This window comes from Mycobacterium sp. 236(2023), from assembly GCF_029623955.1.
Classification (GTDB): domain Bacteria; phylum Actinomycetota; class Actinomycetes; order Mycobacteriales; family Mycobacteriaceae; genus Mycobacterium.
The window spans coordinates 134621-152762 of the sequence record NZ_JARSBP010000004.1; the positions used below are offsets into that span (position 1 = coordinate 134621).

17 protein-coding genes are annotated in these 18142 nt (G+C 68.1%); 12 read left to right on the forward strand and 5 right to left on the reverse strand.

All coding sequences use genetic code 11. The features are described from left to right. The first annotated feature begins 72 nt into the window (after window positions 1-72). The 3 genes from P9A17_RS17735 to P9A17_RS17745 are packed head-to-tail and all read left to right on the forward strand — an operon-like array spanning window position 73 to window position 2886. A complete protein-coding gene (locus P9A17_RS17735; RefSeq protein WP_278040014.1) occupies window positions 73-963 on the forward strand; it encodes a hypothetical protein in 891 nt (296 codons plus the stop codon). Window position 964: 1 nt separating this feature from the next. Beyond that, window positions 965-1444 carry a polyadenylate-specific 3'-exoribonuclease AS gene (locus tag P9A17_RS17740; protein ID WP_278040015.1) on the forward strand — a complete coding sequence of 160 codons (480 nt, stop codon included), beginning with the start codon at window positions 965-967 and terminating at the stop codon, window positions 1442-1444. A 41-nt stretch (window positions 1445-1485) separates the two neighbouring features. Next, entirely contained in the window at window positions 1486-2886 is a 1401-nt protein-coding gene (locus P9A17_RS17745; RefSeq protein ID WP_278040016.1) for a 3-deoxy-7-phosphoheptulonate synthase class II, read from the forward strand. Between the two features lie 23 nt (window positions 2887-2909). Here the strand turns inward: P9A17_RS17745 and P9A17_RS17750 are convergent, their stop codons facing one another. After that, entirely contained in the window at window positions 2910-4133 is a 1224-nt protein-coding gene (locus P9A17_RS17750) for a protein kinase (RefSeq protein WP_278040017.1), read from the reverse strand. A 66-nt stretch (window positions 4134-4199) separates the two neighbouring features. On the opposite strand from P9A17_RS17750, the gene P9A17_RS17755 reads away from it, so the two are divergent. Further along, on the forward strand, window positions 4200-4604 hold the full coding sequence (locus P9A17_RS17755; protein ID WP_278040018.1) for an Rv2175c family DNA-binding protein: 405 nt from the start codon (window positions 4200-4202) through the stop codon (window positions 4602-4604). Here P9A17_RS17755 and P9A17_RS17760 read toward each other — a convergent pair. The 4 genes from P9A17_RS17760 to P9A17_RS17775 all read right to left on the reverse strand — a co-directional run bounded on the left by P9A17_RS17760 (window position 4525) and on the right by P9A17_RS17775 (window position 8621). Beyond that, complete coding sequence (locus P9A17_RS17760; RefSeq protein ID WP_278040019.1) at window positions 4525-6129, reverse strand: alpha-(1->6)-mannopyranosyltransferase A; 1605 nt, start codon at window positions 6127-6129, stop codon at window positions 4525-4527. The two genes, P9A17_RS17755 and P9A17_RS17760, sit on opposite strands and share 80 nt — an antisense overlap. Before the next feature lie 4 nt (window positions 6130-6133). Then, a complete protein-coding gene (gene idsA2, locus P9A17_RS17765) occupies window positions 6134-7213 on the reverse strand; it encodes a bifunctional (2E,6E)-farnesyl/geranyl diphosphate synthase (protein WP_278040020.1) in 1080 nt (359 codons plus the stop codon). Window positions 7214-7304: 91 nt separating this feature from the next. After that, window positions 7305-7994 carry a DUF3153 domain-containing protein gene (locus tag P9A17_RS17770; RefSeq protein WP_278040021.1) on the reverse strand — a complete coding sequence of 230 codons (690 nt, stop codon included), beginning with the start codon at window positions 7992-7994 and terminating at the stop codon, window positions 7305-7307. Between the two features lie 36 nt (window positions 7995-8030). Continuing rightward, window positions 8031-8621 carry a GNAT family N-acetyltransferase gene (locus P9A17_RS17775; protein WP_278040022.1) on the reverse strand — a complete coding sequence of 197 codons (591 nt, stop codon included), beginning with the start codon at window positions 8619-8621 and terminating at the stop codon, window positions 8031-8033. Window positions 8622-8837: 216 nt separating this feature from the next. Here P9A17_RS17775 and P9A17_RS17780 point away from each other — a divergent pair, with 216 nt between their 5' ends. The 8 genes from P9A17_RS17780 (at window position 8838) to mraY (ending at window position 18141) form a co-directional block, all read left to right on the forward strand. After that, window positions 8838-9239 (forward strand): DUF3040 domain-containing protein, encoded by a 402-nt coding sequence (locus P9A17_RS17780; RefSeq protein ID WP_278040023.1) that lies wholly within the window; start codon window positions 8838-8840, stop codon window positions 9237-9239. 301 nt (window positions 9240-9540) lie between these two features. Continuing rightward, window positions 9541-9975, forward strand: coding sequence for a division/cell wall cluster transcriptional repressor MraZ (locus P9A17_RS17785; protein WP_278040024.1), 435 nt, complete (start codon window positions 9541-9543; stop codon window positions 9973-9975). Continuing rightward, window positions 9950-11065 (forward strand): 16S rRNA (cytosine(1402)-N(4))-methyltransferase RsmH, encoded by a 1116-nt coding sequence (rsmH, locus tag P9A17_RS17790; protein ID WP_278040025.1) that lies wholly within the window; start codon window positions 9950-9952, stop codon window positions 11063-11065. Before P9A17_RS17785 ends, rsmH begins: the two co-directional genes overlap by 26 nt. A gap of 2 nt (window positions 11066-11067) precedes the next feature. Further along, window positions 11068-12072, forward strand: coding sequence for a hypothetical protein (locus P9A17_RS17795; RefSeq protein WP_278040026.1), 1005 nt, complete (start codon window positions 11068-11070; stop codon window positions 12070-12072). 92 nt (window positions 12073-12164) lie between these two features. Continuing rightward, a complete protein-coding gene (locus P9A17_RS17800) occupies window positions 12165-14003 on the forward strand; it encodes a penicillin-binding protein 2 (protein WP_278040569.1) in 1839 nt (612 codons plus the stop codon). A 30-nt stretch (window positions 14004-14033) separates the two neighbouring features. Continuing rightward, the gene (locus P9A17_RS17805) at window positions 14034-15551 is read left to right on the forward strand and encodes a UDP-N-acetylmuramoyl-L-alanyl-D-glutamate--2,6-diaminopimelate ligase (protein ID WP_278040027.1); all 1518 of its coding nucleotides are present in this window, start codon (window positions 14034-14036) and stop codon (window positions 15549-15551) included. Beyond that, window positions 15548-17065 carry a UDP-N-acetylmuramoyl-tripeptide--D-alanyl-D-alanine ligase gene (gene murF / locus P9A17_RS17810; RefSeq protein WP_278040028.1) on the forward strand — a complete coding sequence of 506 codons (1518 nt, stop codon included), beginning with the start codon at window positions 15548-15550 and terminating at the stop codon, window positions 17063-17065. Before P9A17_RS17805 ends, murF begins: the two co-directional genes overlap by 4 nt. After that, entirely contained in the window at window positions 17062-18141 is a 1080-nt protein-coding gene (gene mraY / locus P9A17_RS17815) for a phospho-N-acetylmuramoyl-pentapeptide-transferase (RefSeq protein ID WP_278040029.1), read from the forward strand. Before murF ends, mraY begins: the two co-directional genes overlap by 4 nt. Window position 18142 lies beyond the last annotated feature (1 nt).

Below are 18142 nucleotides of genomic sequence, written 5' to 3' on the forward strand. Positions count from 1 at the left end.
ACTATCGGGGCGGACCGGCGAGTCGTCGGGTATCCCGTCCTCGACACACGCAGGTCGGCGTAAGTTTTCTGCGTGCTCTCGGACCTCGACCTCGACTGGGACCTGTCCCTGCATGTCCCGGAGTCCCGGCAACCGTTGATGTGGTGCCTCATCGCGTTCATCGTCACGTTCGCCATCACCCGCACGATCGTGCGGTACATCCGCCGCACAGCGGGCAGCGACGCGCCCCGCAAGTGGTGGCAACCGCGCAACATCTCGGGCGGCGGCGGGCTGCACATCCACCACGTCGTGATCGGTGTGGTCCTGGTCATGGTCTCCGGGGTGTCGATGGTCACGATGGCGGTCGACGGGGGTGTACCCGAGTTCACGGCCGCGTCAATCCTGTTCGGGGTCGGTGCCGCACTGGTCCTCGACGAGTTCGCCCTGATCCTGCACCTGGAAGATGTCTATTGGGCGGAGGACGGTCGCGCGTCGGTCGACGCGGTTTTCGTCGCGGTGGCGGTGTGCGGGCTGCTGATCCTCGGCCTGAATCCGCTGTCGTTCTTCGACGCCGGGACGTGGGAGGACGACCCGACCGTGGGGATGCGCACCGTCGTCGTCGTTGCCGCCTTGCTGATCCTGGCGCTGGCGGTGATCGTCCTGCTCAAGGGCAAGGTGTGGACGGGTCTGATCGGCATGTTCATCACGCCGCTGCTGTTCATCGGAGCGATCAGGCTGTCGCGGCCGCACGCGCCCTGGGCGCGCTGGCGATACACGAAACGGCCCCGCAAGATGCACAAGGCACTGGAACGGGAGCGCTGGCTGCGCCGCCCGGTCGTGCAGGCCAAGCTGTGGCTGCAGGACGCGATCTCCGGAATGCCGAAGTTTCCCGACGACGCGCTGGTCGACCAAGAACTCGACCGCGAGATCCACGCAGCGCCCGCGCCGACTGGTCGCGAGCCGGCCGAGCAGAAAGCTTCATGAGTTGCGGTATTTCTACGACACGGAGTTCATCGACAACGGGCGCACCATCGAGTTGATCTCCATCGGGGTCGCCGCCGAGGACGGCCGCGAGTACTACGCGATATCAACGGAATTCGATCCCGAGCGGGCGGGCCGCTGGGTGCGCAAGAACGTGCTGCCCAAGCTGCCGTCGCCGGCGTCGCCGCTGTGGCGCTCGCGCAGGCAGATCCGCTCCGAGCTGGAGGATTTTTTCGGCGTCGACGGTGACGAGCCGATCGAACTGTGGGCGTGGGTCGGCGCGTATGACCACGTGGTGCTGTGCCAGCTGTGGGGGCCGATGACCGACCTGCCGCCCGCGATTCCGCGGTTCACTCGCGAACTGCGCCAATTCTGGGAGGAGCGCGGCTCACCCCGGATGCCGCCGCGTCCCCGCGACGCCCACGACGCGCTCGTCGACGCGAAGCACAACCTGGTGCGCTTCCGGTTGATGACCGGCCTGTGAGCGCGTGACGTGCGGTTTTGCCGCGCAGTTACGATAAACGGGTGAACTGGACCGTCGATGTGCCCATCGATCAGCTGCCTGCGCTCCCGCCGCTTCCCGACGACCTGCGGCAGCGCCTCGACGCCGCGCTCGCCAAGCCGGCGCTGCAGCAGCCGTCCTGGGATCCGGGTCAGGCCGCGGCGATGCGCAAGGTGCTCGAGAGCGTGCCTCCCGTCACGGTGCCGTCGGAGATCGAACGGCTGAAGGCCCACCTGGCCGATGTCGCGCTGGGCAAGGCGTTCCTGCTTCAGGGCGGCGACTGCGCCGAGACGTTCGTCGACAACACCGAGCCCCACATCCGCGCCAACATCCGCACACTGCTCCAGATGGCCGTCGTGCTGACCTACGGCGCGAGCATGCCGGTGGTCAAGGTGGCGCGGATCGCCGGCCAGTACGCCAAGCCGCGTTCGGCCGACATCGATGCACTCGGCCTGCGGTCCTATCGCGGCGACATGATCAACGGGTTCGCACCGGATGCCGGAGTGCGCGAGCATGATCCGTCGCGTCTGGTGCGCGCTTACGCCAACGCCAGCGCCGCGATGAACCTGGTGCGGGCGCTGACGTCCTCGGGGATGGCGTCGCTGCAGAAGGTGCACGATTGGAACCGGGAGTTCGTGCGGACCTCGCCGGCCGGCGCCAGGTACGAGGCGCTGGCGGGGGAGATCGACCGCGGACTGCGTTTCATGGGTGCCTGCGGCGTCGACGACCGCAATCTGCAGACCGCCGAGATCTACGCCAGCCATGAGGCCCTGGTGCTCGACTACGAGCGCGCGATGCTGCGGATGGACGTTCCTGATGCGGACGCCGAAGGCCCTAGTGCCAAGCTCTACGACCTGTCGGCGCATTACGTCTGGATCGGTGAGCGCACACGTCAGCTCGACGGCGCGCACGTCGCGTTCGCCGAGGTGATCTCGAATCCGATCGGCATCAAGATCGGACCGACGACGTCGCCCGAGCTCGCCGTCGAGTACGTCGAACGCCTCGACCCGAACAACGAACCCGGCCGGCTCACTCTTGTCAGCCGCATGGGCAACCACAAGGTTCGCGATGTCCTGCCGCCGATCATCGAGAAGGTGCAGGCCTCGGGGCACCGTGTCATCTGGCAGTGCGATCCGATGCACGGCAACACCCACGAATCGTCGACCGGTTACAAGACACGGCATTTCGATCGGATTGTCGACGAGGTGCAGGGTTTCTTCGAAGTGCACCACGCTCTCGGAACACACCCGGGTGGCATCCACGTCGAGATCACAGGGGAGAACGTCACCGAGTGTCTCGGTGGCGCACAAGACATTTCGGACACCGACCTGGCAGGCCGCTATGAGACTGCCTGCGATCCGCGGCTGAATACCCAGCAGTCGCTGGAGCTCGCGTTCTTGGTCGCGGAGATGCTCCGCGATTAGGCCTGAGCGAAGCGACCGGGGATTCAGAGCAGGTTGGGTAGGTTCGCCCCGAGCGTCCACGCGCCGGCCGCGGCCAGACCTGCCAGCGTGATCACGGCGACCACCCAGAAGAACAGCGCCCGTCGAGAACGCTGTCGCGCCCAGTAGAACTGCTCGAGGTCGATTCCCGCGAATCGCCCTGCCTCCGAAGGGTATTCGTCGTCGTCATCGATATCGTCGGTGATGGCGGGCAGTTCGTCGCGGGTGAAGACTTTGGTGTTGCGGTGCGGCGCGGTGGGCGGCTTGTCGAGGTTGGCGGTGGTGTCCTGCATCCCCAGGTGGGCGCCGGCCGTGCTCGCCGAATTGTGCGACGCCGAGTTCTTCGGGGCGGGCACCCGAAAAAATGGAAGCGCCAATTCTTGCGCGATCGTGTCGACCTGGTCGGCCATCTCGGCAGCATCGGCGAACCGGCGGTCCGGATCGCGCGACGTGGCACACAGCACCAACTCGTCGAATTGCCTTGGTACGCCTTGGATCGCGGTGCTGGGCGGTGCGACGTCGCGATCCATCCGCTGATAGGCCACTGCCAGCGCGGTGTCGCCGACGAACGGGGTTCGCCCGGTCAGCAGTTCGTAGACCAGGATGCCGACGGCGTACACGTCACCGCGGGCGTCGGTCTCGCCGTTGGCGACCTGTTCGGGGGCCAGGTAGGCCGCGGTGCCGAGGATGACGCTCGTCGATGTGATCTTGGCCTCGGCGACAGCGCGGACCAGTCCGAAGTCGGCGAGCTTGACTTCGCCGTCGTCGCTGATCAGGACATTCTCGGGCTTGATGTCGCGGTGCACGAGGCCGGCGCGGTGCGCTGCGGCGAGCCCTCCGAGCATCGGGCGCAGTACCGCCGCGACGGCGTGGGGCGGCATCGGGCCACGCTCGCGGAGCAGTTCGCGCAGCGTGCCGCCCTCGACGAGTTCCATCACCAGAAACGGATGTTGCCCATCCAGACCCTGGTCGTAGACCGCAACCAGGCCGGGATCCTTGAGGCGCGCAACGGCGCGCGCCTCCCGCTGGAAACGCGTCATGAAGTGCTCGTCGCCGGCATAGCGCGAGTCCATGATCTTGAGCGCCACGGGTCGATCCAGTCGCAAATCCAGACCGCGGTACACGCCGGACATTCCGCCGGTCGCGATCAGCGTGTCCACCCGGTAGCGACCGTCCAGCACTGCGCCCGTGAGGGGGCTCGGCTGCTGGTAGGTCTCCATCGGACTCATGGTACGAGGCTCCATCATGAGAAGAGTCGGGGCCGAACATCACGGTATGGTCCTAGACTCTGTGCGATGAGCAGCATTCCGACTGCCGACGATGTTCTCGATCCCGACGAAGCGGTGTACGACCTGCCCGCGGTGGCCCAACTCATGGGTGTCGCCGTGACGAAGGTGCACCAGCATCTCCGCGAAGGGCACCTGGTCGCCGTGAAACGCAACGGAACCGTGGTGGTGCCGCAGGTGTTCTTCGACGCGACCGGCCACGTGGCGAAGGCACTGTCCGGCCTACTGGTCGTCCTGCATGACGGCGGTTACACCGAAACCGAGATCGTGCGGTGGCTTTTCACCCCGGATTCGTCGTTGACGATCCGTCGCGACGGCGCCACCGAGGGGCAGGCTAACGCCCGCCCGGTCGATGCGTTGCACTCGCATCAGGCTCGTGAGGTGGTTCGCCGCGCTCAGGCGATGGCGTACTGACCTCCACGTCCGGCCCGTCGGGCGCCGTGCTCTTGTAGAGGTAGTACCACGCGCCACCGGCGCACAGCAGCGACAGTCCAACGTGCGCCCACGAGTACATGCCGTGCGCGCCGTCCGGGCGCCATATGACGGTGATCCACGTCGAGAAGCCGGCGATCACCGCGATGGACTGCCGTGACTGGGCGAGGGCGGCGATGACGGCAAGTGGCCACGTGTAGTACCACGGCAGGGCGGCGGGCACGAACAGCACCACCACGCCCATCACCAGGGCGATGCCCATTAGGGCGTCGCGGTCGGTGCGGCGGTACCGCCACCACAGCAGCGGTGCGGAGATCGCGATGATCGCGATGCCGACGATGCGGGTGGTCTCCAGCACCGCGTAGAAGTTCACCGGGGTGATGAGACCGATGAGTGAGTTGGCCAGATTCGCCACGGCGGTGGGCACGGTCAGCCAGTTGATGATCTTCACCGAACCGGCGAGTGCGGTCAGCCATCCGAGCCCGACGCCGGCGGCCAGCGACAACACCGCGAAGACCGCCACGAACACGAGCAGGGATCCCGCGGTGGCCGCGGCGAACGCTTTCAACGGGGTGAATCCGCGCCGGTCGCGCAGCCTGCGCGCCCACACCCACACCATGAACGGAAGCGCCAGTCCCGCTGTGGCTTTCACCGCCACTGCCACCGCGATCAACGTGACGCCTGAGACGTTGCGTCCGGAGAAACACAACGCGATGCCTGCCATCATCAGGCCGACCATCAGCATCTCGTTGTGGACGCCACCCATCAGATGGATGATCACCAGCGGGTTGAGCACGCAGATCCACAGCGCGGCGGCCCCGCTCGCGCCGACATGGCGGGCCACCCTGGGTGCCGCCCAGATCAGCAGCAGCAGGCCCGGGAGCATGCACAACCGCAGAAGCATCGTCCCGGCCACGACGTCGTTGCCGACGATCACTGTGACGAACTTCGCCACCAGGATGAAGGCCGGGCCGTACGGAGCCGTCGTCGTCGTCCAGATCGGGCTGACGTTGTCCAGCAGGGAATTCGGGTTGTCGACGGGTCCGACGAGGTAGGGGTCGAACCCGTCGCGGAGCAGGGCGCCCTGCGCCAGATACGAGTAGGTGTCGCGGCTGAACAGCGGGACGCTGAGCAGCAGCGGGGTGAGCCAGAACGCCGTCGTGGCCAGCATCGTGTATTCGGTTGCTGACCGATCGATCACCCGCCGGCCCAGCCACAGCCACGCGATCAGCATCAGCGAGACGCCGCCCCACAGCAGGAGCGACGACACCACCAGCCCGTGCCCGAACCGCAACCAGGACAGGTGCAACGACTCCAGCAGCGGGTCGTGGAGCCGGGTGCTTCCCGCGCCGAGGCCGCCCGCGGTGAGCAGGATCGCGCCCAGCGCGCCGACGAGTGCGGGCCGCGCCTCCGGGGACAGGGTGAAGGCCTGCAGGCGACGCAGGTGCGTCACGAAGCGGTCCGACAGGCCGGGTTTCGGGGCCTGGGCAGCGGCGGGGGTTGTCATGCTCCTAGGCGGACCGGTTCGCGGCCAATCTCGCGAGCTCGGCGAGCCCCGCCTTGGCCTGGACGTCGATCGGTGCGCTGTTGAGGATCTGGAGTGCCCGCCGGGTCAGCGTGTCGATCCGGCTCTCGACGGCGGCCAGCGCGCCGACCGATTCGATCACCTGGCACAGCTCCTTGACCTGTGCATCCGTCAGGTCGGTGCCGACGGAGGTGCGTAGCAGCTTGGCCGCGATCTGATCGTGCTTCTCGGCGAGCTCGATGGCTTCGGCGAGCAACACCGTGCGCTTGCCGGAGCGGAGGTCGTCGCCGGACGGTTTACCGGTGACCGCGGGATCGCCGTAGACGCCGAGGACGTCGTCGCGCAGCTGGAAGGCCACCCCGAGGCTGGTGCCGAGCTCGTGGAACGCCTCGAGGATCTCCGGGCAGTCGGCGGCTGCGGCCGCGCCGAGCTGCAAGGGGCGCGAGATCGTGTAGGACGCGGTCTTGTAGATGTTGACGGTCAGCGCCGACGCGACCGTCTCGGAGCCGCTGGACTCGTTCACGATGTCGAGATACTGCCCGCCGAGGACCTCGGTCCGGATGGCGGCCCAGACCCGTTGGACGCGGCGGTGCGCGTCGACGCCTATGTCGGCGGAGGCGACGATGTCGTCGGCCCACACCAGCGCGATGTCACCCAGCAGGATCGCCGCCGAGAGACCGAACTGCTCGGACGAGCCGTGCCAGTTGTTGGCGCGGTGCCGCTCGGTGAAGATCTTGTGCACGGTGGGCAGCCCGCGGCGGGTGGCCGATGCGTCGATGACGTCGTCGTGGACGAGGGCGCAGGCATGCAGGAGTTCGAGCGCCGAGAACAGGCGAAGGACGTCGGGGCTGGGCTCGGTTCCGGCGACGGCGCGCCAGCCCCAGTAGGCGAATGCCGGGCGGAGCCGTTTGCCGCCGCGCAGCACGAATTCCTCGACGGCCTCGGTGAGGACGGCGTAATCCGCGCCGATGTACGCGGCGTCTCGGCGGCGCTCGCGCAGATAATCACGCAGCTGTTCGGTGACGGCCGCTGCCAGCTCAAGTGCCGACGGTGCCGCTGCATCCACGCTCAGCGGGCACCCCTTTCTGTGGTCTCGTTTCCTACGGCCCCCGGGTGTTCAGCGTAGAGCCTGTGACCCCGGAACGAGCAAGTAAGGACTAGCGCGTCTGCTCCAGCGGTTCGCCGGGCCGTGGGGACCGGTCGCGGCTTGCGTAAGCCAGCCAGCCGGTGATGCCTGCGACCAGGAAGGATGCGACGCCCAGCCAGATCGCCGCACCGGTGAACGATCGGGCGCTGGGATCGGTATAGCGGGCCTGGGCGTTCATGGTGCTCACCACGCCCGGCCGGAGCTTCCACTCCACGACCGTCGAGGAGATCTGGTCACCGTTGGTGGACGTCACTTCGCCGGGGAAGGCGACGGACAGCGAGACGTCGGCTTCGGAGTCGCTCAGCGACGTGAGGTCGACGCGGCCTTCCAGGATCACGAGGTCGCCGGCGCGGCGCAGCGAGATGTCCACTCCGGCCGCGTCGCGATTCATGCTGGCCAGCTGCGGGAGCTCGGCGAACGTCAGGTCGGAGAAGACCGCCTGCGATCCGACGTAGTCGTCGCGGCTGTATTCGGAGACGGCGACCTTCTGCGCGAACGGCAGATTGTTGAGCAGTTGCGGACCCTTGTCGTTGTCGTCGCGCGGAATGGCCGCCGCGACGATCTGGCCGGACACCCGGTCATCGGGGGACACCGTGATCGAGGCCCGCAGGCGGACGCAGCCGATCAGCGAAGGCGCCACCACCAACAGCAACAACACCATCGCGACCAGACGTCGGCGGGTGCGATGACGTTTCAGCACCTGGATATCGTGCCAGATCCTGCCCCGCGTGGAGATCTAGAGGGGGAGCGCGCGCCCGAGGATGGCGAAGGCGCGCGGGTCGCCCGCAAAGTGATAGCCGCGGATGACATCGGAGAATCCGAGGCGGCGGTAGAGGCGCCATGCCCGGTTTGCTTCGCCGTTGATTTCCGGAGTGGACAGCAGCACCTGCGCTTCGGTGCGGTCGCCGAGAAGCTTGCGGATCAACGCCTCCCCGAGACCGCGGCCCTGCGCGCGGGGGTGGATGTGCAGTTCGGTGAGCTCGAAATAGCTGCTCATCAGCTCGGTGATGCGCTCCCGGTCTGCACCGCTGCGCCTCAGACCGGAGATCACCTGCTGCTGCCACCACTGATCGGGCGCACCGCAGTAGCCGTAGGCGATGCCGAGCATCGGAGCGGGGGCCGGCGGTGCGCCGGCTTCGGGGCCGTCGGGGACCTCGATCGCGGCGACCGCCTTCCATCCGCGCCTGCGGATGTGTTCGAGCCACATCGAGGCTCGCTGGTCCTCGGTGCCGCGCGGGTAGCGCATGGCGTCGACGTACACGGCGAGCGCGTCGCCGAGTCGCTGCTGCATATCGCCTGGCGACAGATCGATCAGACGTGTCGCCAAGTGTCTGCCCCTCCCTCGAGTGGATCGTGCGGCCCGCCTCCATTATCAAGAAGGCGAGGCGCTGACTCCCATCGGCGGTGCACGTCATAGAATCGGGCGGCGAACAAGGTGGTACGGCTCAGATTCAGCTCGTATCATTACTGTTAAGTGCCCGTACACGCGGGCACCCCTGATTTTGAACGACTGCGACGCCCCCACGGCAAGAGGGAGGGACGAATGCCACTCTCCGATCATGAGCAGCGCATGCTCGACCAGATCGAGAGCGCGCTCTATGCCGAGGACCCCAAGTTCGCGTCGAGCGTACGAGGCGGGACTTTGCGGGCACCGTCCACGCGGCGCCGCCTCCAAGGTGCTGCGCTGTTCGTGCTCGGCCTGGCGATGCTGGTCTCGGGTGTGGCGTTCAAGGCGACGATGATCGGGAGTTTCCCGATTCTGTCGGTGATCGGATTCATCGTGATGTTCGGCGGCGTCGTGTTCGCCATCACCGGGCCTCGGGTGGGCAAGGGCGACAAGATGCCCAACGACATCGCTGCTCAGCGGCAGAAGCGTGCCAAAGGCAACGGTGGCTCGTTCACCAGCAGGATGGAGGACCGGTTCCGCCGTCGGTTCGACGAGTAACCGGACGTTCTCCAGGCGGGGCAGCCCATAGGGCTGTCCCTTTTTTTGCCCCACATCGCCCCACTGGGCTCCCATCGGTCCTTCCTGTGCCTGTGAACTGGGATTTTGAGAAGCGGGGCGATTCGTTGCGCCACCGGCCGCGCGGGACGAGTGATGATGATTGCCCTGATGGTGGGGTGTAGGGGCGAAACGCGCGCCGCTATTTGGAGCAAAGTGGGGGATTGTGGGGTAAAGTGGCGGACAACGGAGCGACCGGGGCTCCGTTCAAGCAAGGCTTGAGCAAGGTCTGCGAGGTGGCGAGATGTTCTTCGGCACCTACACGCCCAAGCTCGACGACAAGGGGCGACTGACGTTGCCCGCCAAGTTCCGAGACGCGCTGGCAGGAGGGTTGATGGTCACCAAGAGCCAAGATCACAGCCTTGCTGTCCATCCGAGGGCCGAGTTCGAGGAGATGATCGCCGAGGTCTCCGCGAAGGCCAAGCGCGGTAACCCCCAGGCTCGCGCCTACCTGCGCAACCTGGCCGCAAGTACCGACGAGCAATACCCCGATGCACAAGGCCGCATCACGTTGTCCACCGAGCACCGCCGCTACGCGAACCTGACGAAGGAGTGCGTGGTGACGGGTTCGATCGGGTTCCTGGAAATCTGGGATGCCCAGGCATGGCAGGACTACCAGGAGCTTCACGAAGAGAACTTCTCCGCGGCCAGCGATGAAGCACTCGGCGACATCCTCTGATCTGGCCACCGGCCCGCAGGCCCGTGCCGTGCGGCCTCTGCCCGAACCGGCCCTGACGTACTTCCCCGACGTCAGGTCCACTCTCTCGGGCAGGGACCTCACTGCAGGGGCCGCCCCAATCCCTCAGGGTTCAGTGATGGTGGACGAGCCTCATATCCCGGTCCTTCTCGACCGATGCGTCGAACTTCTCGCGCCGGCGCTGACTCGCGCGAACGCCGACGGTGCGGGCGCGACTCTCGTCGACGCCACCCTGGGTGCGGGCGGCCATTCCGAACGCTTCCTCACCCAGTTCCCCGGTCTACGTCTGATCGGTCTGGACCGTGACCCGGACGCGCTGCAGATCGCCGGCGATCGGCTCGCCCCGTTCGGGGAACGAGTCACTCTCGTGCGGACCCGCTACGACGGGATCGCCGGCGCGTTGGACACCCAGGTCGACGCGATCCTGTTCGACCTCGGCGTCTCGTCGATGCAACTCGACCGGGTCGACCGCGGCTTTTCCTACGCGAACGACGCGCCGCTGGACATGCGGATGGACTCCGGATCCGACCTGACCGCGGCTCAGGTCCTCAACTCCTACGACGAGCGGGCGCTGGCCCGCGTGCTGCGCGAGTACGGCGAGGAGAAATTCGCCGGACGGATTGCCAGCTTTGTGGTCCGGCGCCGAGCGACGACACCGTTCACCACCACCGGTGAACTTGTCGAGCTGCTGTACGACGCCATCCCGGCGCCGGCGCGGCGCACCGGCGGGCATCCCGCCAAACGGACGTTCCAGGCGCTGCGCATCGAGGTCAACGCAGAGCTGGAGTCGCTGCGACTCGCCATCCCCGCGGCACTCGACGCGTTGAGTCCGCTGGGCCGGATCGCGGTGATGGCGTACCAGTCGCTGGAGGACCGGATCGTCAAGACCGCGTTCGCCGCCGCCACCGCGTCGCGGACCCCTCCCGGTCTGCCTGTCGAATTGCCCGGGTACGGACCGGAATTCGTGGCAGTGACCCGTGGAGCCGAACGTGCCGACGCCGAAGAGATCGAACGTAATCCGCGAAGCGCCCCGGTTCGGTTGCGCGCAGTCGAGAAAGTTGGGGGACAGTAGCGATGAAGGCAAAGAAGCCAGCGCGCGCCAAGGCGACCGCAGCGTCGCGCTCGCGCGACACGGCCAAGAAGCCCACCCGCCGCGTGGGTAGGGGAGCGCGCGAGGCCAAGCGCGTCCCTGTCGATGCGCAGCCGCGTGGTGCTCGCAAGGCGACCCGCGACACGCGTCCGCAGCGCTCGGCGCCGCGCACGACGCCGATCGCGCGACCCGTCGACACGCCGGCCCGCCCCAAGAGCGCCAGCCAGGCCAAGGCGCGCGCCAAAGCGCGGAAAGCCAAGGCTCCCAAGGTCGTTCGTCCACCACTTCGCGAACGAATCCTGGTCCGGCTCGCGTCCATCGAACTGAATCCGCGTCGGCTCGTCGCGCGTGTGCCGTTCGTGGTGCTGATCATCTCGGCGCTGGGCGTCGGGCTCGGCGTGACGCTGTGGCTGTCCACCGACGCCGCCGAGCGGTCGTATCAGCTCGGAAGCGCACGCGAGCTCAACCAGGCGCTGATGCAGCAGAAGGAAGCGCTCGAGCGCGACGTGCTGCAGGCGCAGGCCGCACCCGCACTCGCCGAGGCCGCGCGCGGCCTCGGAATGATCCCGTCCAGGGACACCGCGCATCTGGTCCAGGACGCCACCGGCAACTGGGTCGTGGTCGGTACGCCGAAACCCGCCGAAGGCGTTCCGCCGCCACCGCTCAACGCACCGCTTCCGGATCCGGCACCGCCTGCTCCTCCCGCGCAGCGTGTCGTAGAGCCGCGCGAGGTGCCGGTACGTATACCGTCGGCAACTATGCCCCTCGCGGTGGTCCCCGGTGCGCCAGCAGCGAGCCCGCTTGCCATTCCGGGTGTGCCGGGAACCGAAGTGCCGCACGCGATCTCGGGTCAGCTGCCGATTCCGGGCCCTGCGCCCGCCGCTGTCGCGCCCGCTCCGGTGGCGCCGGTGCCGGTGCCGGCCCTCGTCGCCCCTGTCGCGCCCGCACCCCTCGCCCCGATGGCACCGGTTCCCGGAGCGCCCGGGTGAGCCGCGAGCCCAAGAAGGCCACGCCGGGAAAGGCTGTCGCGAAGAACGCGGCGAAGTCCCCCAGTCAGGAACGTTCGGCGCGGGCTCGGCGCATCCGGCAGCCGAAGCCGCTTCCCCAAAACGGTTTGCGCAGTGCGTCGTTCGTGTTCCGCCATCGCGCCGGCAACGCCGTGATCTTCCTGCTTCTGGTCGTGGCGGCCGCGCAGCTGTTCACGCTCCAGGTGCCGCGCGCCGAGGGGCTGCGCGCTCAAGCCGCCGGGCAGCTCAAGGTCACCGACATCGACCCGGCGGTACGCGGATCGATCGTCGATCGCAACGGCGACAAGCTGGCGTTCACGATCGAGGCGCGGGCGCTGACCTTCCAGCCGGTCAGGGTACGCCAGCAGCTCGAAGAGGCGCGCGCCAAATCCGACGAGGCGCCCGAACCCGATGCGCGCCTTCGGGAGATCGCCGTCGACATCTCGAAGCGGCTCGGCAACAAGCCCGACACCGCGACGCTGCTCAAGAAGCTGCGCAGCAACGAGACGTTCGTGTATCTGGCGCGCGCGGTCGACCCGACGATCACCGATGCGATCACCACGAAGTTCCCCGAGGTCGGCGCCGAGCGCCAGGATCTGCGCCAGTATCCGGGCGGTGTGCTCGCCGCCAACATCGTCGGAGGTATCGACTGGGACGGACACGGCCTGCTGGGCCTTGAGGATTCGATGGACTCGGTTCTCGCGGGCACCGACGGATCGGTGACCTACGACCGGGGTTCCGACGGCGTGGTCATCCCCGGCAGTTACCGCAACCGCCATGACGCGGTCAACGGGTCGACGGTCACGCTGACCATCGACGACGACATCCAGTTCTACGTTCAGCAGCAGGTGCAGATGGCCAAGGACGCCTCCGGCGCCAAGAACGCCTCCGCGGTGGTGCTCGACGCCAAAACCGGTGAGGTGCTGGCGATGTCGAACGACAACACCTTCAATCCCGCGCAGGATGTCAGCCGCCAGCAGGACCGGCAGCTGGGCAATCTGCCGGTGTCCTCACCGTTCGAGCCCGGCTCGGTGAACAAGATGATCACCGCCGCCGCCGTCATCGAGAACAAGCTGTCGACACCCGACGAGGTGCTGCAGGTTCCCGGTTCGATCAACATGGGCGGCGTCACCGTCGGGGACGCGTGGGAGCACGGCACGATGCCGTACACGACAACTGGCGTCTTCGGGAAGTCGTCGAACGTCGGCACGCTGATGCTGGCCCAGCGCCTCGGCCCGGAGAAGTACGCCGAGATGCTCCGGATGTTCGGGCTCGGCCAGCGCACCGGTGTCGGACTCCCCGGTGAGAGCTCCGGACTGGTCCCGCCGATCGACCAGTGGTCGGGCAGCACGTTCTCCAACCTGCCCATCGGACAGGGTCTTTCGATGACCCTGCTGCAAATGACGGGTATCTACCAGACCATCGCCAACGACGGTGTCCGGATCCCGCCGCGCATAGTCAAGGAAACTGTGGCGCCCGACGGCACTGCGACCTCGGAGCCGCGCCCCGAAGGTATCCGGGTGGTGTCCGCCCAGACGGCGCGCACCGTGCGCGACATGTTCCGCGCGGTCGTGCAACGCGACCCGATGGGCGTCCAGCAGGGCACCGGCCCGCAGGCTGCCGTCGAGGGCTACCAGATCGCGGGCAAGACCGGGACGGCGCAGCAGATCAACCCGGCCTGCGGCTGCTACTACAGCGACGTCTACTGGATCACGTTCGCCGGGATGGCGCCGGCCGACGAGCCCCGCTACGTCATCGGCGTGATGCTCGACGCCCCGCACCGCGCTGCGGACGGGTCGCCGGGATCGTCCGCCGCGCCGCTGTTCCACAACATCGCCTCGTGGCTGTTGCAGCGGGAGAACGTCCCGCTGTCCGCCGATCCCGGTGCACGGCTGACGCTTCAGGCGGGGTGACCTCAGGGCGGTCGGTACTGTGTCATGGCCATGAATCTGCGCCCCAGCCATCCCGTCGGCATGTCCCTCGATGCGCTGGCCGCCTTGGTCTCCGCGGCGTCCGCCGACGCGGGCCCGGTGCCCGGCATCCGGGTCACAGGTGTCACGCTGCGCGGGCAGAACGCCCAGTCCGGTGACTTGTTCGCGGCGCTTCCCGGCGCGAAGGCCCATGGGGCCCGCTTCGCCGCCGACGCGGTCGGACGGGGTGCTGTCGCGGTGCTGACCGACAGCGACGGCGTCGCCGAGATCGCCGCGTGCGGCGGTCTGAGCGTGCCGATCGTGGTCCACCCGCAACCGCGCGCGGTGCTCGGCGAAGTCGCTGCCGCCGTGTACGGACGGCCGTCGCAGCGGCTGCGGGTCATCGGCGTCACCGGCACTTCCGGGAAAACCACCACCACCTATCTCGTCGAGGCGGGGCTGCGTGCCGCGGATCGCGTCGCAGGACTGATCGGTACCGTCGGCGTCAGGATCGATGGGCGCCAGCAGCCAGGCGGCCTGACCACGCCGGAAGCGCCCGAACTTCAGGCTCTGCTGGCCGTCATGCTCGAACAGGGGGTGGACACCGTCGTGATGGAGGTGTCCAGCCACGCACTGACTCTGGGCCGGGCCGACGGCGTGTCGTTCGCGGCCGGTGGGTTCACCAACCTGTCGCGGGATCATCTGGACTTCCATCCGACGATGGAGGACTACTTCGACGCCAAGGCCCGCCTCTTCGAGCCGGGATCGCCGACCCACGCGGCGACGGCGGTCATCTGCGTCGACGACGAGTGGGGTCAGGCGATGGCCGGTCGCGCGGCGAACCCCGTGACCGTCAGCACGACGGGCCCCGCCGACTGGCAGGTGGAGCAGGTCCGTGCCGCACCCGGCGGCAAGCAGGAATTTCTCGCCGTCGATCCGGCGGGGGTCCACCACGATCTCGAGATCGGGCTGCCGGGCGGTTACAACGTCGCCAACTGTCTGCTCGCGGTGGCGCTGCTGGATGCGGTCGGGGTGTCGCCGGAGCAGGCCGCGCCCGGGCTGCGGGATGCCACGGTGCCCGGCCGACTGGAGACGGTGGACCGGGGCCAGCCTTTCCTTGCGCTCGTCGACTACGCCCACAAGCCGGGGGCGTTGCGGGCGGTGTTGCAGACCCTGCGAGAGCAGGCCTCCGGACGGCTGGCGGTCGTTTTCGGCGCGGGCGGCAACCGCGACGCCGGAAAGCGCGAGCCGATGGGTCGGGTGGCCGCCGAGCTTGCCGACATGGTGGTCGTGACCGATGACAATCCGCGTGACGAAGACCCCGCGCTGATCCGTGCCGCGATCATCGGCGGCACCGCGGGCGCTGCGGCCGATGTCGTGGAGATCGGCGACCGGCGCGCCGCGATCGACCATGCTGTGGCCTGGGCTCGCGATGGTGACATCGTGCTGATCGCGGGCAAGGGGCACGAGGCAGGCCAGACCAGCAAGGGTGAGACGAGGCCCTTCGACGACCGTGTCGAGCTGGCGGCAGCCCTGGAGGGCCGATCGTGATCGCGTTGACGCTGACCCAGATCGCCGAGATCGTCGGAGGCCGACTCGCCGACATCACGCCTGAGGAGGCGGACCGGACCCGCGTGACGGGCACGGTCGAGTTCGACTCCAGGAATGTGGCGCCGGGCGGTCTGTTCCTGGCCCTTCCCGGCGCACGGACGGACGGTCACGACTTCGCGGCCACCGCAGTCGCCTCGGGTGCGGTCGCGGTGCTGGCCGCCCGTCCGGTCGGGGTGCCCGCGATCGTCGTCGATCCGGTGGCCGGCGATCCCGAGTCGCGCGGCACCGCCGGGGTGCTCGAACACGACGCCGACGGCTCCGGTGCGGCGGTGCTGGCTGCGCTGGCACGGCTGGCGGCGGCGGTCGCCGCAGAGCTGGTGTCGGGCGGGCTGACGATCGTCGGCATCACCGGCTCGTCGGGCAAGACCTCGACGAAGGACCTCATCGCTGCGGTGCTGGCGCCGCTGGGGGAGGTGATCGCTCCTCCGGGGTCGTTCAACAACGAGCTCGGTCATCCGTGGACGGTGCTGCGGGCCACCGCATCCACCGACTATCTGGTGCTGGAGATGTCGGCGCGTCACCCCGGCAATATCGCCGCGCTGGCCCGGATCGCGCCGCCGTCGATCGGCGCCGTTCTCAACGTGGGCACCGCCCACCTGGGTGAGTTCGGTTCACGCGAAGCCATTGCGGCAACGAAATCTGAACTGCCGCAGGCAGTTCCGGCATCCGGCGTGGTGATCCTCAACGCCGACGACCCGGTCGTGGCCGCGATGGCCGACGTGACGGAAGCCAGGGTCGTCCGGGTCGGTCGTGGGATGGACGCCGACGTCAGAGCCGAGGATGTCGTCCTCGACGCACTGGCCCGGCCCAGCTTCACGCTGCACGCCGACACCCGCAGCGGCACTGCACAGGTTCCTGTGCGCCTCGCCGTGCACGGCGATCACCAGGTGTCCAACGCGCTGACCGCCGCGGCCATCGCGCTCGAGTGCGGCGCCACGCCGGAACAGGTGGCGACGGCGCTCGCCGGAGCGGGTCCCGTGTCGAAACACCGCATGCAGGTCAGCACCCGCGACGACGGGGTGACGGTCATCAACGACGCCTACAACGCGAACCCGGATTCGATGAACGCCGGGCTGAAGGCGCTGGCATGGATGAGCCGGGACGGCTCGACACGACGCCGCAGTTTCGCCGTGCTGGGCGAGATGGCCGAGCTCGGCGACGACGCGATAAGCGAGCATGACCGCATCGGACGCCTGGCGGTGCGCTTAGATGTCTCTCGACTCATCGTCGTCGGAACCGGGAGGCCTATGAGCGCCATGCTGCACGGTGCGGTCATGGAAGGGTCGTGGGGATCCGAGGCCACTGCGGTCGCCGATGCCGACGCCGCGCTGGCGCTGCTTCGCGCCGAGCTGCAATCCGGTGACGTGGTCCTGGTGAAGGCGTCCAACTCCGCGGGCCTCGGCGCTCTGGCCGAGGCGCTGGCCGCCGACGGCACCCGAGAGGGCGGCCGATGAGGCAGATCCTGATCGCCGTCGCGATCGCGGTGGCGGTGTCGATCCTGCTGACCCCGGTGCTGATCCGGCTGTTCACCCGGCAGGGCTTCGGGCAGGAGATCCGCGAGGACGGCCCGCCCAGCCATCACAAGAAGCGCGGCACGCCGTCAATGGGCGGCGTCGCGATCATTGCCGGAATATGGGCCAGCTACTTCGGCACGCACCTCGTCGGCGTCATCATGGGTGGCAAGGGCCCGTCGGCGTCGGGCCTGCTGGTCCTCGGGCTCGCTACGGCACTGGGCGTCGTCGGCTTCCTCGATGACCTGATCAAGTTGCGGCGCTCCCGCAACCTCGGCCTCAACAAGACGGGTAAGACCGTCGGCATCCTCGTCGCGGCCGTGCTGTTCGGTGTGCTGGCGTTGCAGTTCCGCAACGCCGACGGTCTCACCCCCGGCAGTGCCGAGCTGTCCTACGTGCGCGAGATCGCGACGGTGACGCTGGCGCCGGCCATGTTCGTGCTGTTCTGCGTCGTCATCGTCAGTGCCTGGTCGAACGCGGTGAACATCACCGACGGCCTCGACGGCCTGGCCGCGGGTGCGATGGCGATGGTGTGCGCCGCCTACGTGCTGATCACGTTCTGGCAGTTCCGCAACGCGTGCGCGACCAGCCCAGGCGTCGGCTGCTACAACGTGCGCGACCCTCTGGATCTGGCGATCATTGCCGCGGCCACCGCGGGTGCCTGCATCGGCTTCCTGTGGTGGAATGCCGCTCCCGCCAAGATCTTCATGGGTGACACCGGCTCGCTGGCACTCGGCGGCATCATCGCCGGCCTGTCGGTCACCAGCCGCACCGAGATGCTGGCCGTCGTCCTGGGCGCCCTGTTCGTCGCCGAGGTCACCTCGGTGGTCGTCCAGATCATGGCCTTCCGGACGACGGGTCGCCGGGTGTTCCGGATGGCGCCGTTCCACCATCATTTCGAGCTGGTCGGCTGGGCGGAGACGACGGTGATCATCCGGTTCTGGCTGCTGACGGCCATCGCGTGCGGGTTGGGTGTCGCGCTCTTCTACAGCGAGTGGTTGACCACAGTCGGGGCCTGAC

Coding starts and splice junctions, on each gene's coding strand:
- rsmH (WP_278040025.1), top strand. CDS start 9,950: ATGAAGCACTCGGCGACATCCTCTGATCTGGCCACCGGCCCGCAGGCC.
- P9A17_RS17805 (WP_278040027.1), top strand. CDS start 14,034: ATGAATCTGCGCCCCAGCCATCCCGTCGGCATGTCCCTCGATGCGCTG.
- P9A17_RS17785 (WP_278040024.1), top strand. CDS start 9,541: ATGTTCTTCGGCACCTACACGCCCAAGCTCGACGACAAGGGGCGACTG.
- mraY (WP_278040029.1), top strand. CDS start 17,062: ATGAGGCAGATCCTGATCGCCGTCGCGATCGCGGTGGCGGTGTCGATC.
- P9A17_RS17780 (WP_278040023.1), top strand. CDS start 8,838: ATGCCACTCTCCGATCATGAGCAGCGCATGCTCGACCAGATCGAGAGC.
- P9A17_RS17795 (WP_278040026.1), top strand. CDS start 11,068: ATGAAGGCAAAGAAGCCAGCGCGCGCCAAGGCGACCGCAGCGTCGCGC.
- P9A17_RS17760 (WP_278040019.1), bottom strand. CDS start 6,129: ATGACAACCCCCGCCGCTGCCCAGGCCCCGAAACCCGGCCTGTCGGAC.
- P9A17_RS17750 (WP_278040017.1), bottom strand. CDS start 4,133: ATGAGTCCGATGGAGACCTACCAGCAGCCGAGCCCCCTCACGGGCGCA.
- P9A17_RS17755 (WP_278040018.1), top strand. CDS start 4,200: ATGAGCAGCATTCCGACTGCCGACGATGTTCTCGATCCCGACGAAGCG.